A 14238-nucleotide genomic window follows, 5' to 3' on the forward strand; every position below is an offset into this window, starting at 1 on the left:
AGGACATTTTATGTTTTACAAAGACGAACGGCTGGCGCTGTTCATCGACGGTTCGAACTTATACGCCGCAGCCAAAGCGCTTGGGTTCGATATCGACTACAAGTTACTGCGACAGGAGTTCATGCGTCGAGGCAAGTTACTCCGCGCTTTTTACTACACCGCACTGTTGGAAAATGACGAGTATTCGCCGATCCGACCTTTGGTCGATTGGTTGAACTACAACGGCTTTACCATGGTGACCAAGCCAGCCAAGGAATACACCGACTCGATGGGTCGTCGTAAGGTAAAAGGAAACATGGACATCGAATTAGCGGTGGATGCCATGGAACTTGCGCCGCGTGTCGACCACATTGTCCTATTTTCGGGCGACGGGGATTTTCGTCCGCTTGTGGAAAGCCTGCAACGTCAAGGCGTTCGAGTTTCTGTTGTATCGACGATCCGCAGCCAACCCCCGATGATTTCGGACGATCTGCGGCGTCAGGCAGATAACTTCATTGAGCTGGACGAACTGAAGGACGTCATAGGGCGGCCGCCGCGCGAGCCAATGCCAGAACGCGAAGAGCGGGTTCAGGCTCAGGGCTAAGCCAATAGTGAAACTGCCAGCGGCATTGCACTGCCGCTGGCTGTCCGTTCACAAAGTGTTTGGTCATAGAAATAATCTGGCGCGCCGTTGGATAGAATGCACCACAGTGTTTTAAAACGAAAATCACTGTGCCAGTATCCCCCTGATTGGGGGGATACGCACGTGTATCGTGACGCCGAAGCACTTGAGCAACTGACGACCATCGACGAGTTGTGGGATGGCGCTGTCCAAAGGCTGCGCGCGCGCGGCATTCATCACGTCATCTACATCACGGCTCATGGTTCCCCGCCGGAAGCCAGCAGGCTTCTGACAACTTGCCCAGACCTGTATGTGAACGCTTCACCGGACAGGGATCCTTTCTTGAGCCATTGTTGCGACAGCTACGAGATCACCCCAACTGGCCCCGAGTTTCTGTCACAACATTCCTATCTACCTGATGAGGCGAAAGCGTTCATCAAGACAGCGCGAGCCGAAGGATTCCTGACAGGCTTTGGGATTCCGACCCGCCTGCGCGGGGCAGACCGCTACGGTGGCTTCAATCTCGGAACAAAACTCGATCGCGCAACCTTCATGGAACGCATGTGGCCGCAAGCTGAACAGTTCCGCCTATTCTGCCTGCTTGTACATCGCAGGATCGAAGAGCTTTCCGGGGCTAAGACAGATCATGAACCAGCTTTGATTGCACCCAACATGCCAACCGCTCTCAACGCACTCAGCCCGCGCGAGGCCGAAATCATATACATGCTGGCACGCGGTCTCAGTCGCAAGGAAGCCGCGCGCCTATGTGGGATCAGTATGAATACCGTCGCGGAATACGCCAAGACAGCCTATCGCAAGCTTGGAATCCACAATAGGGCAGAAGCCGCCCGCTTGGTTTTTGGGAACACAGACCACGCAGTCTAGCCGAAACTCTTTACCACAACGACACTAGAGCTTACGTCTGAGACAACGACAGGAGCGGCCATGACCAAGCCAGCATTGACCCTTTATCTTGCCGCCCCGCGCGGGTTCTGCGCAGGCGTGGACCGCGCCATCAAGATCGTTGAAATGGCCCTGAACAAATGGGGTGCACCCGTTTTTGTCCGGCACGAAATCGTGCACAACAAGTTCGTCGTCGACAGCCTGCGTGACAAGGGTGCCGTCTTTGTCGAGGAACTGACGGAATGCCCGGATGACCGGCCCGTCATCTTCTCGGCCCACGGCGTGCCAAAATCCGTCCCGCAAGCGGCGCAAGCGCGCGAGATGATCTATGTCGATGCCACCTGCCCGCTGGTCAGCAAGGTCCATATCGAGGCGCAGCGGCACGCCGACAACGGCTTGCAGATGATCATGATCGGCCATGAGGGCCACCCCGAAACGATAGGCACCATGGGCCAACTGCCCGAGGGCGAAGTGCTGCTGGTCGAAACGGTCGAAGACGTGGCAACGGTGAATGTACGGGACCCCGACAAACTGGCTTTCGTTACGCAGACTACCCTTTCGGTGGACGACACGGCGGACATCGTGGCTGCCCTGCAATCGCGCTTCCCGAATATCGTCGGCCCGCACAAGGAAGACATCTGCTACGCCACGACCAACCGGCAGGAAGCGGTCAAGGCGATGGCCCCCAAATGCGACGCGATGCTCGTGGTTGGTGCTCCCAACTCGTCAAACTCCAAACGGCTCGTCGAGGTGGGCGCACGCGCGGGCTGCACCTATGCGCAATTAGTGCAACGGGGGACGGATATCGATTGGCGCGCGCTGGACGGGATCAAAAGCATGGGCATCACGGCTGGCGCATCCGCGCCGGAAGTGCTGATCAACGAAGTCATCGACGCCTTCCGCGACAGATATGACGTGACGGTCGAGATGGTCGAAACAGCGGTCGAGAATGTGGAATTCAAAGTGCCACGGGTTTTGCGAGAGCCTGCATAACACGCGAATGGCCGCTACGAGCCCAAGATGTCGTCTTGCTGTAGAGCAGCTAAGGTCCGGTTTAGGTGACCTGTTGCGTGAGATCAGACTATTTGACAATTGTTGGCTATGACTCGTGACCCCAAACTCAGCTACCCAGTGTTAGTGATCGAAAGTGACCGCTCCAATGAGTTCACGGGGTTCAAAGTGGTCAGAAATCGCTTTGACTTCACCGTCTTCGGGAGAGTTCCAAATTCCGTCAAATACACAAACGGATATCTCTTCGATTGCGATGGTCGCCGTTACACCTATGAAGGTGCAGCAGGATGGCCACGGTTCAATCCCGCGCTCTGCAAAGTCCTCGATAACATACTTTTTCCAGGCCTTGTTTCTAAGGTTCTGGAGGCAGCTGTGTATTTTGGACCAAAACCGGTTTTGTTGAGCGAGCCTAGTCTGGAAGTTTTCAAATCAATGGTGGTGTCTTCCATTGAGGAATATCAAGGTAAACCTCAGCACCAACTCAGAAAGGTAGTCACGAGCAAAGGCAGCTTTCGTGAGGTGATAGAGGGGGTCGAGTGGTGGGTTTTTTACGGAGGCATCCGTGACCCTGACGGTCATCCTGATGATAGTCCCGAATACAGTCCGTAAGGAGAGATCCGTCACTAGCCTGTTTTGATCAAAAGCAGCCATCGGCGCAGCCGCAGCAAATGTCCGCTTCGTCCGCAAAGCTGTCGCACACATTGACATTAAAAATGGTCCAGCGCCAAAGACCCGGCCGCCTTCGGCAAGCAGCATGGCTTTCGCATGGTTAAAATCGCGTATCCCCACCGCGCGATAACCAACCCTTTGTGACCAAACACAAATCACAAACTGCTAAACATCCCGTAACCCCGCCGAAGGGCCTGTCCCCGCGGGGACAGATTGCCAAATCCGCCCCTTCGCCCTAGCCTTCGCTTGTCCCAACCCGAAGGTTTCCATGCTCTCTCTCCAGTTTTTCCTGACCGCCCTCGTCGTCGTCATCGCCCCGGGCACTGGCGTGATCTACACCCTCGCCCTGGGCCTTGGCCAAGGCCGCCGCGCCGCGCTCTGGGCCGCAATTGGCTGCACTGTCGGGATCATCCCGCACCTTCTGGCCGCGACGCTCGGACTGGCGGCGATCCTTCACACCTCTGCTCTCCTGTTCAATATCGTTAAGTTTGCCGGCGTCGCGTATCTGCTTTGGCTCGCATGGGGCAGTCTGCGCAGCGGTGGCGCACTGAACATTTCGTCCCAACGCAGTGCCGATGCCGGGTGGCGCATTGCAAGGCGGGGTGCGTTGATCAACATCCTGAACCCGAAGCTGTCGATTTTCTTCCTCGCGCTTCTGCCTCCGTTCCTGTCGGGCAACGCGACAACGGCAACGTTCGAGATGACGACCCTTGGGCTGGTGTTTATGGCGATGACCTTCGCCGTGTTTGTTCTGTACGGCACGTTCGCCGCTGCGGCGCGCCAGTGGATCCTCGGATCAGAAATCGTCATGCGCTGGCTCTCGCGCAGCTTTGCCGCGATCTTTGCGGCGTTGGCGGGCCGCCTCGCGCTTGAACGCGCGTGAGCAGCGACTGGATTTACTTCGACGGTGTTATCGAACCTATGGAGTGGGGGAAAAACACCTATACCGTTCTGCGTTTGCCGGACGCGGTTGCAGCGGCGCTGTCGCCCCATACCAAACGGATCGAGGGCGAGTTTGGCGATTTCCCGATCAATCTCGCGTTGACGAAAGCCCCAGTGATCGACGGCCTGTTTGTTTACACCGGCAAGACATTTCTCCGCGACAGCTGGCTTGAGGTTGGAGAACCTTTTGATGCGCGCGTACGCCCCGTCGACCCAAGGGTGGTTGAGGCGCCGGAGGATGTATTGCTGGCCATCCGAAGCTCCGGGCAGATCAACGCGTGGAACGCTTTGACACCTGGTCAGCAGCGCTCCAGATTGCATCTTGTCAACACGGCCAAAAGGGCCGACACCCGCACCAAGCGCATTCAGAAACTGATCAGCGAACTATGACCAGAATACCCATCGTCCCCCTTGCCCTTGGCCTGGCCGGTCTGATCCCGTTTGTCTGGGGGGCAGCGACACTCTTGAACGATGGGCTTGGAGCGTGGGGGGCGCAGGCATTCGGGCCACGTTTCGTCGGACCATATGTTCAACTGTTTTATGGTTCGGTCATCCTATCGTTCATGTCTGGCGTTTTGTGGGGGTTTGCGACCAAGACCAAAGGTACACAGGCGGCCATGGGTTACACCCTATCCGTCGTGCCTGCACTATGGGCGTTCTTCATGACGGGGGGTGGTCCAACCAGCGCTGGAATGAACCTCATCTTCGGATTTGTTGGCCTGCTCATGCTGGACTTCGCCTTTTTCCGCTGGGGTCTGACACCCTCATGGTGGATGAGATTGCGACTGCTATTGACGGCCATCGTCGTGACCTGCCTTGCGGTTACGGTGGCGTGATGAGCGACCGCAAAACCCTGCAGGTCTATGCAGACAAGGCCGCCGACTATGCCAAGCTGGTGAGCAAGGCCAACGCCGATCGCAGCCTGCAACGGTTCATAGCAGCGATGCCCGAGGCCGGAACGGTACTCGACATCGGCTGCGGCCCCGGATTTGCCGCCGCCGCGATGGCACAGGCCGGTCTGACCGCACACGCCTGGGATCCGGTGCCCGAGATGCTGGAAATCGCCCGAGCGCATACCGGTGTCACAACACGGCAGGCAGGCTATGGCGATCTGGCCGAAACCGCAGCCTATGACGGCATCTGGGCCAACTTCTCGATGCTGCACACGCCGCTGGGAAAATGGCCCGACCAGTTCACGGCGATCCGCGCCGCCCTGAAACCGGGTGGCCTGTTCCATTTCGGCACCAAGCTGGGCACCGGCGAAAGCCGCGACCGCATCGGACGGCTCTATTCCTACATGCCAGAAGAAGCATTGACCGACCTGCTGACATCCACTGGGTTCAAGATCGAATACAGCCGCACCGGCGAGGAAGCAGGCCTGTCCGGTGAGGTTGCCCCATTCATCGTGCTGCAGGCCGCCCGTGCCTGAGCTGTTTGCCTATACAGACGGTGCCTGCTCCGGAAATCCCGGCCCGGGTGGCTGGGGTGCTTTGTTGCGGGCCATGGACGGCGACCGGATCGTCAAGGAACGTGAACTCAAGGGCGGAGAGGCCCAGACCACCAACAACAAGATGGAGCTGATGGCCGCAATCTCGGCTCTTGAGGCGTTGGACAAACCGTCTACCATCACCGTCGTCACCGACAGCAACTACGTCAAGAACGGGATCACAAGCTGGATCCACGGCTGGAAGCGGAACGGGTGGAAGAACGCTGCCAAGAAACCCGTCGCCAATGCCGACCTGTGGCAACGGCTGGACGCTGCGCAAGCCCGACACAACGTGACCTGGGAATGGGTCAAGGGACATGCCGGTCACCCTGAAAACGAACGGGCTGACGAATTGGCACGGGCGGGCATGGCCCCCTTCAAGGGCAAGTGACGCAGGGGCATTTCCGCCAAACCAGCCTCAAACCGGTGTCGACCGCGTGATTGTCACATCGAATGTTACAGGTAGTTGATCACCCAACTTGCTGTAAAAATTACATTATTCTGCGCTCATCCAAGCAAATCCTCACACCACCCTGCCATATCCATGACAGTTTGTGACCGAACGGTCCCTTATTGTTACAGCCGTACTTCTCTATCTCTTTCTCAAGACGAACGGCCCAGACGCCGAAACGCAAAGGAGAAGAGAGAATGAAACTGAAAGCCACCAAGACCCCGCTTCTGATCGCCGCAATCGCGACCGCCGTCACCGTGACCAGCCTTGCACCGGCAAATGCGCAAGCCGTCTGGGCCAGCGCCCCCACCAACGTCGAAACAGCGCAGGTGATTGACGCCAATTTTAAAGTGAAGGTGAAGAAACACAAATTTCACCATGGCTACAAATACCACCACGGGCACAAACATCACCATGGTCACAAGTTTCATCACGGTGTGAAGAAAAAGAAATACGTTAGCCCAAAAACCAAGTTCAAGAAGAAGGTCCTGATCAAGAAATTCTTCTGATCGCTCCACTCTTGAATGTCAGCATATTGCGCGGCCCGCCTCTTCCCTCACGGCGGGCCACGTTCCGCTTCAGGGAATACCGATCAAGGTGCAAACGCCGGACCAGCTTGGGTGACCCACCCTGCAACACTATATTGGGTCAAGCAATCGCGGCGATCCCGTCAGAAGGCACCACATGTTTCACCGAAAGCACTATCTTCAAACGATCATTGGCGTGACATTCATATGCACGACGCTGCCTGCCATCGCGGAGAACGCAACGCGCAACGCGAACAGCAACGTCACGCAAGCAAAGGTCATCCAGCGCCCGGCCCCAAATCGGTTCACCAGCGGGGTGCGCGCCGCAAAACCATCCAGTCATTTGGGCCCAAATTTCCGCTTGGCCGACCCGTCCAGTCACCTTGGTCCGAATTTCAGGACAACCGGACACGGCGCCGACAATCGCAAGCGCTGATCTTTCAGGCCAAAGCCCAAGGTCGCTTCACTTCCGCCAATGCGTTGGAACGATGATCAGCGCACCAATGGATGATACGATTGCGTTTAACCCGGGACTGGAAAAGCCAAAGCCGAACATGAGCCGCACGAAGTAAAATAGAAACGCGCCGCCGATGCAGATGATGATCGACTGCACGATCCCATTATGGGTAAACCGCGATTTTTCGGAGATGTAGCCGACAATGCCCGCAATCACGACGGTGCCGATCAAGGTGGGAAACATGGGCGGCGCTCCTACAATTGGGTTCCCTTGGGCAAGGGCATGCCGCGCAGGAACATTTCCGCATCCTGCGCGCCTTTGCCTGCCCGTTGCAAGCGGGTCAGACGTACGGCGCCCTGACCGCAGGCGATGGTCAGGGCATCGTCAAGGATCGTGCCCGCAAGGCCAGAGCCTTCAGCCAGTTCCGAACCCAGCACTTTGATCCGCATGCCATCATGCTCAAACCAAGCGCCGGGAAAGGGGGATAGCCCGCGAATTTTCCGGTCCACCTCAACCGCATCCTGTGTCCAGTCGATGGCCGCCTCAGCCTTTTCGATCTTCGCAGCATAGGTTACGCCATGCTCCGGCTGCGGTTCAGCCGTCAGCGCTGGCAACTGCTCCAGCGTTTTCAAGATCAATGCGGCCCCCAGATCGGCAAGCCTGTCATGCAGCTCAGCCGTGGTTTCAGTTGCGCCAATGGTCGTCGCCTCGCGCATCAGGACAGGCCCGGTGTCCAACCCCGCCTCCATCTGCATGATGCACACACCCGTCTCTGCATCGCCCGCCATGATCGCCCGGTGAATGGGCGCGGCCCCCCGCCAGCGCGGTAACAGGCTTGCATGGATATTCAGACACCCATGGGTCGGCGCATCAAGGACGGGTTGCGGCAGGATCAGGCCATAAGCCACGACAACAGCTATATCTGCATTCAGCGCGGCGAAGTCTGCCTGCGCCTCGGCGTCGCGCAGCGAAACGGGATGACGCACCCCTAGCCCCAAGGCCTCGGCACGCGCCTGCACCGGGCTGGGCCGATCCTTTTTCCCCCGCCCCGCCGGTCGTGGCGGCTGAGTGTAGACGCACGCAATCTCGTGCCCCGCTGTGTGGAGAGCATCAAGGGCAGAGACAGAGAAGTCTGGCGTTCCCATGAAGATCACGCGCATGTCACTTGGCCTTTCTTGCCTTGCGGATCAGCATGTCCCGCTTCACCCGCCCCAGATTGTCGAAATACATCCGCCCGGCCAGATGGTCGATCTGGTGCTGCACACTGCGCGCTTCCAAGCCTTCGAACGTGCGGCGGTCAATGACGCCATCAGCATTCAGAAAACGCACGGTGACAGTCTTTGGTCGCGGAATCTCGGCCGAAACACCGGGCAGGTTCGGGCTTGCTTCCATACCCTTCTCGATCTCCGCATCGGCCTCCAGCACCTCGGGATTGGCCAACAGGATGCGGCGGCTGCGGTCCGGGGTGGCGTCAACCACGGCAAGACGGAGCATCACCCCGATCTGCGGCGCTGCAAGGCCAACGCCGGGCATCGCGTCCATCGTCTCGACCATGTCTGCCCAAATCCCGCGCACATCATCTGTGATCTCTGACACGTCCGCAGCCGCCGTGCGCAGCCGCACGTCAGGCCATGGGACAAAAGGGCGAACCGTCATACTTGCGCCTCGTAAGCGCTCAGAATTGCCGCACGTTGCGCCTCATCAACCTGATCGAGCGTGACAATACCATCTAGATGGTCGAGTTCATGCTGGGCGCAAAGCGCGTGAAACCCGCTCAGCCATTGATCATGTACCATGCCTTCAAGATCGGTCCACACCATCCGAACCGAGGTTGGGCGTTCGACATGGGCCATGACGCCGGGGATCGACAGACAGCCCTCGTCAGCGCCGACAATTTCCGTGCCGCGGTCCAGAATATCCGGGTTGATGCAGATAACGGGGCTGGGGTCGCCCTCTTTCCACGTCGCGTCCATCACAAAGAGGCGCAGCAACTCCCCCACCTGCGGGGCTGCCAAACCACGGCCCGGGGCTGCATACATGGTGTCGAGCATATCCGCGGCCAAACTCCGGATGGCCGGGGTGATGACCTCAACCGGTTCACAGATCGCCTGCAAACACGAATGCGGCCAGGTCAGGATCTCGCGCAGGCTCATACGCGGGCGCGTTCCCGTTTCAGCTTCTGCATCTTGCGCGTGATCAACTGGCGCTTGAGCGGTTTGAGGTAGTCAATGAACAGCTTGCCATCGAGGTGGTCGATCTCGTGCTGAACGCATGTGGCCCATAGGCCATCCATGCCCTCGATCCGCTCCTTGCCGTCACGGTCGATCCAACGCACTTCAACCTCGGCGGGGCGGGTCACATCTGCAAATTGCTCGGGGATGGACAGACACCCTTCTTCGTATGTGTTCAGCTCATCCGAAGATGCAAGGACCTCGGGGTTGAACATGATTAGGGGACGGGGCGCCTCTCCCTCTTCCTTGACGCAATCCAGTACGATCAGCCGGTTGAGCACACCCACTTGCGGGGCGGCCAGCCCAATCCCCGGCGCGTCATACATGGTTTCCAACATGTCATCGGCCAGACGACGCAGTTCATCCGACAGATCGGACACAGCATCCGCCGTCTTCTTCAGGCGTGGATCGGGGTGCAAGATTATGGGTCGTTTCATGCCCTTGCATGTAAGCCAACACCCCGGTCATCGCAATGTCCCCTTGCACCTGCCAGCACGCACGCTAGCCTGCGCGCAAATCAGAACCGGAGACCCCCCATGAGCTTTGACACCATCATCGACCGCCGCGGCAGCCATTGCGTGAAATGGGACATGATGGAAGCGATCTATGGCGTGGACCGGGACAAGGGGCTCGCCATGTGGGTGGCCGACATGGACTTCCGTCCGCCGCAATGCGTTCTGGACGCTGTGCAGGCGCAAGTCGATCACGGGATCATGGGGTATTTCGGGGACGACAGCCAGTACCGGGCGGCCATTCAGTGGTGGATGAAGGAACGGCACAACTGGACGGTACACGCCGATCAGATCTTTACCACGCACGGCCTCGTCAACGGCACAGCCATGTGCGTGGACACCTTCACTCAGCCCGGCGATGGGGTCGTGCTCATGACGCCTGTGTACCACGCCTTTGCCCGGGTCATCACGGCCAACAATCGGCGCGTGGTTGAGTGCGAGATGCCCATGACCGACGGTCGCTACACTATGGATTTCGACGCGTGGGACGCGCAAATGGACGGGTCCGAAACCATGCTGATCCTCTGCTCGCCCCATAACCCCGGCGGACGGGTCTGGACACGCGAAGAACTGGAAGGCATCGCAGCCTTTGCCAAGCGCCACAACCTGATCCTCGTGTCGGACGAAATTCACCACGACCTCGTCATGCCCGGGCACAAGCACATCCCGATGTCCCATATCCCCGGGGTCGAGGATCGGCTGATCATGATGACGGCCACAACCAAGACGTTCAACATCGCAGGGAGCCACTCTGGCAACGTGATCATCGCGGACCCGGACCTGCGCGCCAAGTTTGCCCAGCGCATGGCGGGGTTGGGCCTGTCGCCAAATTCTTTCGGACTGTTCATGGCGACGGCTGCCTACTCGCCAGAAGGGGCTGCGTGGACAGACGAACTGGTCACGTATCTCGATGGCAACCGGAAGCTCTTTGACGACGCCGTGAACGCGATCCCGGGTCTCTATTCGATGCCGCTTGAATCGACTTACTTGTCCTGGGTTGATTTCGATGGCACTGGCATGACGCGCGAGGAATTCACCAAACGGGTCGAGAAAGACGCCTGCATCGCGGTCAACCACGGCCCCACCTTCGGCAAGGGCGGCGACAGCTGGCTGCGGTTCAACATCGCTACGCCCCGCGCACGGGTGCAGGAAGCGGTCGAACGGTTGGCGCGGGCATTTGGTGACTTGCAATAGGACGCGACACACGCGCCCTCTAGTGTGACACTGTCAGATTGTTGATCAGCCAAACGCGAACGTGCGTTTATCAGGATGCCTGCGACAAGGTCGGATGCAGACAATAGGTCCTTGAGACCTTGCTGATACCGAATGCCAATCAGACCGCACTAGAAACCGTCTGTCATACGCACCTTTGGAAACGCTTCAGTCTTTTTTGTTGCGTTCTGCCGCCGCGCAACTCTTCCTGATCACGTCCGCAGTCAGGAGGAGCTGAGACATGACGAACCGAAAGCTCTACCTTGGCCCCCTGACCGACAACAGGCGTTGGGACATGGTCAGCATCCGGCCCGACGACGTGTTCGTCGTAACGCCTCCAAAGTGCGGGACCACGTGGATGCAGACAATCGTGGCGCTACTGCTGTCCGGCGACCCCGAGGTCGAGACGGAATTGTCCATAAAGATGCCATGGGTCGACATCCGCATCCGCGAAATGGCGGAAGTGGCGGAACGGCTCGACGCCATGACCCAACGCCGCAGCATGAAAAGCCACACGCCAATGGATGGTCTGCCTTTGGACGATCAGGCGCAGTATATTTGCGTGTTCCGCCATCCTCTTGATGCGCATTTCTCGATGCGACAACACATGCGCAACATCCCAATGCCTTGGTTCAATCATTGGTATCCAGAGGAAGACGAGGAAGGTATTGCATTTCGCCGTTTTCTGGATGGTGGGGCCGAGGGGTTCGATGCTGATGCCATGCCCCTCGCACATATCCTTCGACACTACCAAGCCGCCAAGGCGCTTGCCGACCGACCGAACGTATCGCTCTTCCACTACGCGGATATGAAGCAGGACCTGGCCGGCGTCTTCGCCAAACTGTCGGCGTTGTTGGACACACCGCATTCAGAGGCTGTCATGCAACAGCTTCTTGCGGCGGCAACATTCGATAACATGCGACAGAACGCAGAGCGCTATGCGCCGTCAGGAGGAAAGGGATTTTTCAAGTCGGATACCGCGTTCTTTCACAGCGGCACCAGCGGAAAATGGCGGGGTCATCTGACGGATGACGAACTCTCTGCCTATGACGCTATGATGAATGCCCATTTGAAGCCAGAAGACCGCGCATGGTTAGAGAATGGCTCTGCATTGAGGGACACCCCCTAGCAGATTGCCCCTCGCAATATCTGTATTGGTCTGTTTGCAACAGCGCCCTGACACCGACGATCCAGCAGCGTGGATCAGTCGACCTTGTTGGCCAGCAACGCCACCGGCGCATCTTCGGCCCGAACGAAATCAAGCGCAGGTTTTTCGGCCACTGCCGTCAGCCGCTTGAACTCGTACCGCATCTCACCCGCCTCTTCGTCGGACGCCACGATCAGGCATTGGAACAGATGAATCGCACCGTCATACAAATCAACGTACCCACGCAGATAAGGTGCCGCCTCTGCCTGCATGGAAAACCCGGTCTTCCACATACGTAGAACGGGGTACGTCACACCATCAACGGCAAGGCGCAAGCGCGATGCCTTTTTCAACGATTGCAGCCGCGCACTATCAAGACCGGCTTGCACTTCCTTCGGTACGAATGTGGACATGGCAGTCTTTCCTTTCAGTCCCCACGTCAAAAGATGACCAGCTAAGTGAGTCGTTTCAGTTAAATTCCAATGACATACTCCGAGTCTTTTCAGAATGTGGCTTTCCTGTGACTCTGTCATTTCTCATATGTGTGTGCGCAAACGCAGGCGCAATGCGCGCGCCCACAGCTTTGCGTGCCAAAGCGCGCCGTCTACATCGAACCCAGCACAAGCGGGAGAAGCGACATGGGTCTTTTGGTGGACGGTGTCTGGCACGACCAGTGGTACGATACGAAATCAAGCGGTGGAAAATTTCAGCGTAGCCAGGCCAAGTTCCGCAACTGGATCACCGCTGACGGCAGCGCAGGCCCATCGGGGGCGGATGGGTTTTCGGCCGAAAGCAGCCGCTATCACCTCTATGTTTCCTATGCCTGCCCATGGGCGCACCGGGCCCTGATCTTCCGCCAGCTCAAGGACCTGACCGACCACATCAGCATCTCGGCCGTGCACCCGGACATGCTGTCCGATGGCTGGACATTCCAAACAGATGACAAGGGCGCCACGGGGGACACACTCTTTGGCGCTCCCTTTGCCCGCGACATCTATACCAAGGCCGATCCGAAGTTCTCGGGCCGGGTCACGGTGCCGATCCTGTGGGACAAACAGCGCGAAACCATCGTGAGCAACGAAAGCTCCGAGATCATCCGCATGTTCAACTCGGCTTTTGACGGGATCACGGGCAACACCCGGGATTTCTGGCCACAGGAGCTGCGGGACGCCATCGCCCCCGTGAACGACCGTATCTACGATACGCTGAACAACGGCGTCTACAAATCCGGCTTCGCCACGACGCAAGAGGCTTATGACGACGCAGTCCACCCGCTCTTTGACACGCTCGACTGGCTGGAGGAGCGGTTGGCCGGGTCACGCTACCTAATGGGCGATCAGATCACTGAAGCCGACTGGCGGCTCTTTACCACGCTGGTGCGGTTCGATCCGGTCTATCATCTGCACTTCAAATGCAACCGCAAGCGGCTGATGGATTACCCCAACCTCTGGGCCTACACGCGTGAACTCTATCAGGTGCCAGGCGTGGCAGAGACGGTGAACATGGATCACATCGTGCGCCACTATCACTACAGCCACGAAAGCATCAATCCGCACCGGATCGTGCCGATCAACGCCGTGGTTGATTTTGCAGCCCCCCACGGGCGCGACGCGGTCAGCTGACCCCGTAATGCTCCACCATCGCCGCCAGATCCTCTGGCGGTGTCCCCGCGGGGACAAAAGCACAGGCATTGCTGGAATGGTTGAAGATCGACCCGTCCGAGAAAAAGGACGTGTCGGTCACAAAGATGACGCGCGCATTGGGATGCCGGTAGCTGGCGAAATCCGCAACGGCCAACGCGCTCCCCTCGCCAAGAACAAGGTCCATGACGATGATGTCTGCGGTATGTTCCGACAAGTATTCGACAGCTTCATTTTGTCCGTGAACAAGGGACACAACCGCACCCTGACGCTCTAGATGTCGCTGCCACAACACCCCTAACTCAGGTCGACTCTCTACAATCAATACATTCATATTAACTCCGAGCCACCCCAACGTGACCCTGCCTACAAAGTTCTGTTCAAGATTGTCTTAACAATCAGTTAACGTTTCCTAAAATTCGTTAACACCATCACATTCGCTTGAAAAT

The 14238-nt window shown here is 58.0% G+C and carries 21 protein-coding genes; 13 read left to right on the plus strand and 8 right to left on the minus strand.

Annotated features, from left to right (window positions below; genetic code table 11):
• The first annotated feature begins 10 nt into the window (after positions 1-10).
• The 10 genes from AC53L6_RS00225 to AC53L6_RS00270 all read left to right on the plus strand — a co-directional run bounded on the left by AC53L6_RS00225 (position 11) and on the right by AC53L6_RS00270 (position 6572).
• A complete protein-coding gene (locus tag AC53L6_RS00225; RefSeq protein WP_189368237.1) occupies positions 11-583 on the plus strand; it encodes a LabA-like NYN domain-containing protein in 573 nt (190 codons plus the stop codon).
• 162 nt (positions 584-745) lie between these two features.
• Positions 746-1486: a helix-turn-helix transcriptional regulator gene (locus AC53L6_RS00230; protein ID WP_496906380.1), complete on the plus strand. Its 741-nt coding sequence runs from the start codon at positions 746-748 to the stop codon at positions 1484-1486.
• Positions 1487-1546: 60 nt separating this feature from the next.
• The gene (gene ispH, locus AC53L6_RS00235) at positions 1547-2497 is read left to right on the plus strand and encodes a 4-hydroxy-3-methylbut-2-enyl diphosphate reductase (protein WP_496906381.1); all 951 of its coding nucleotides are present in this window, start codon (positions 1547-1549) and stop codon (positions 2495-2497) included.
• 108 nt (positions 2498-2605) lie between these two features.
• Positions 2606-3124 (plus strand): hypothetical protein, encoded by a 519-nt coding sequence (locus AC53L6_RS00240; RefSeq protein ID WP_496906382.1) that lies wholly within the window; start codon positions 2606-2608, stop codon positions 3122-3124.
• 328 nt (positions 3125-3452) lie between these two features.
• Complete coding sequence (locus AC53L6_RS00245) at positions 3453-4067, plus strand: LysE family translocator (RefSeq protein WP_496906383.1); 615 nt, start codon at positions 3453-3455, stop codon at positions 4065-4067.
• A complete protein-coding gene (locus tag AC53L6_RS00250) occupies positions 4064-4516 on the plus strand; it encodes a YdeI/OmpD-associated family protein (RefSeq protein ID WP_496906384.1) in 453 nt (150 codons plus the stop codon). Before AC53L6_RS00245 ends, AC53L6_RS00250 begins: the two co-directional genes overlap by 4 nt.
• Positions 4513-4962, plus strand: coding sequence for a DUF3429 domain-containing protein (locus AC53L6_RS00255; RefSeq protein ID WP_496906385.1), 450 nt, complete (start codon positions 4513-4515; stop codon positions 4960-4962). The genes AC53L6_RS00250 and AC53L6_RS00255 overlap by 4 nt, the downstream gene beginning before the upstream one ends.
• Positions 4962-5555, plus strand: a complete 594-nt coding sequence (locus AC53L6_RS00260) for a class I SAM-dependent methyltransferase (protein ID WP_496906386.1) — start codon at positions 4962-4964, stop codon at positions 5553-5555. Before AC53L6_RS00255 ends, AC53L6_RS00260 begins: the two co-directional genes overlap by 1 nt.
• Entirely contained in the window at positions 5548-6003 is a 456-nt protein-coding gene (gene rnhA / locus AC53L6_RS00265) for a ribonuclease HI (protein ID WP_299773512.1), read from the plus strand. Before AC53L6_RS00260 ends, rnhA begins: the two co-directional genes overlap by 8 nt.
• Before the next feature lie 257 nt (positions 6004-6260).
• Positions 6261-6572 carry a hypothetical protein gene (locus AC53L6_RS00270; protein ID WP_496906387.1) on the plus strand — a complete coding sequence of 104 codons (312 nt, stop codon included), beginning with the start codon at positions 6261-6263 and terminating at the stop codon, positions 6570-6572.
• Positions 6573-6770: 198 nt separating this feature from the next.
• Here the strand turns inward: AC53L6_RS00270 and AC53L6_RS00275 are convergent, their stop codons facing one another.
• The 6 genes from AC53L6_RS00275 to def (AC53L6_RS00300) all read right to left on the minus strand — a co-directional run bounded on the left by AC53L6_RS00275 (position 6771) and on the right by def (AC53L6_RS00300) (position 9715).
• Positions 6771-6899 carry a hypothetical protein gene (locus tag AC53L6_RS00275; protein ID WP_496906388.1) on the minus strand — a complete coding sequence of 43 codons (129 nt, stop codon included), beginning with the start codon at positions 6897-6899 and terminating at the stop codon, positions 6771-6773.
• 154 nt (positions 6900-7053) lie between these two features.
• Positions 7054-7290, minus strand: a complete 237-nt coding sequence (locus tag AC53L6_RS00280) for a hypothetical protein (RefSeq protein ID WP_189368226.1) — start codon at positions 7288-7290, stop codon at positions 7054-7056.
• 11 nt (positions 7291-7301) lie between these two features.
• On the minus strand, positions 7302-8207 hold the full coding sequence (gene fmt / locus AC53L6_RS00285) for a methionyl-tRNA formyltransferase (protein WP_496906389.1): 906 nt from the start codon (positions 8205-8207) through the stop codon (positions 7302-7304).
• A 1-nt stretch (position 8208) separates the two neighbouring features.
• Positions 8209-8703 (minus strand): peptide deformylase, encoded by a 495-nt coding sequence (def, locus tag AC53L6_RS00290; protein WP_496906390.1) that lies wholly within the window; start codon positions 8701-8703, stop codon positions 8209-8211.
• Entirely contained in the window at positions 8700-9200 is a 501-nt protein-coding gene (def, locus tag AC53L6_RS00295; RefSeq protein ID WP_299599754.1) for a peptide deformylase, read from the minus strand. The genes def (AC53L6_RS00290) and def (AC53L6_RS00295) overlap by 4 nt, the downstream gene beginning before the upstream one ends.
• Entirely contained in the window at positions 9197-9715 is a 519-nt protein-coding gene (gene def, locus AC53L6_RS00300) for a peptide deformylase (protein ID WP_299208188.1), read from the minus strand. The genes def (AC53L6_RS00295) and def (AC53L6_RS00300) overlap by 4 nt, the downstream gene beginning before the upstream one ends.
• Before the next feature lie 99 nt (positions 9716-9814).
• On the opposite strand from def (AC53L6_RS00300), the gene AC53L6_RS00305 reads away from it, so the two are divergent.
• Both AC53L6_RS00305 and AC53L6_RS00310 read left to right on the plus strand, forming a co-directional pair.
• Positions 9815-10984: a MalY/PatB family protein gene (locus tag AC53L6_RS00305; RefSeq protein ID WP_496906391.1), complete on the plus strand. Its 1170-nt coding sequence runs from the start codon at positions 9815-9817 to the stop codon at positions 10982-10984.
• Between the two features lie 259 nt (positions 10985-11243).
• Positions 11244-12131, plus strand: coding sequence for a sulfotransferase domain-containing protein (locus tag AC53L6_RS00310; protein WP_496906392.1), 888 nt, complete (start codon positions 11244-11246; stop codon positions 12129-12131).
• A 74-nt stretch (positions 12132-12205) separates the two neighbouring features.
• Here AC53L6_RS00310 and AC53L6_RS00315 read toward each other — a convergent pair whose 3' ends face one another.
• Positions 12206-12562 (minus strand): hypothetical protein, encoded by a 357-nt coding sequence (locus AC53L6_RS00315; protein ID WP_299208182.1) that lies wholly within the window; start codon positions 12560-12562, stop codon positions 12206-12208.
• 225 nt (positions 12563-12787) lie between these two features.
• On the opposite strand from AC53L6_RS00315, the gene AC53L6_RS00320 reads away from it, so the two are divergent.
• Complete coding sequence (locus AC53L6_RS00320; RefSeq protein WP_496906393.1) at positions 12788-13771, plus strand: glutathione S-transferase family protein; 984 nt, start codon at positions 12788-12790, stop codon at positions 13769-13771.
• On the opposite strand, the gene AC53L6_RS00325 is transcribed toward AC53L6_RS00320, so the two are convergent.
• Positions 13764-14123: a response regulator transcription factor gene (locus tag AC53L6_RS00325; protein ID WP_299208178.1), complete on the minus strand. Its 360-nt coding sequence runs from the start codon at positions 14121-14123 to the stop codon at positions 13764-13766. The genes AC53L6_RS00320 and AC53L6_RS00325 overlap by 8 nt on opposite strands.
• Positions 14124-14238: the final 115 nt, after the last annotated feature.

This window comes from Tateyamaria sp. LSS28, from assembly GCF_059611725.1.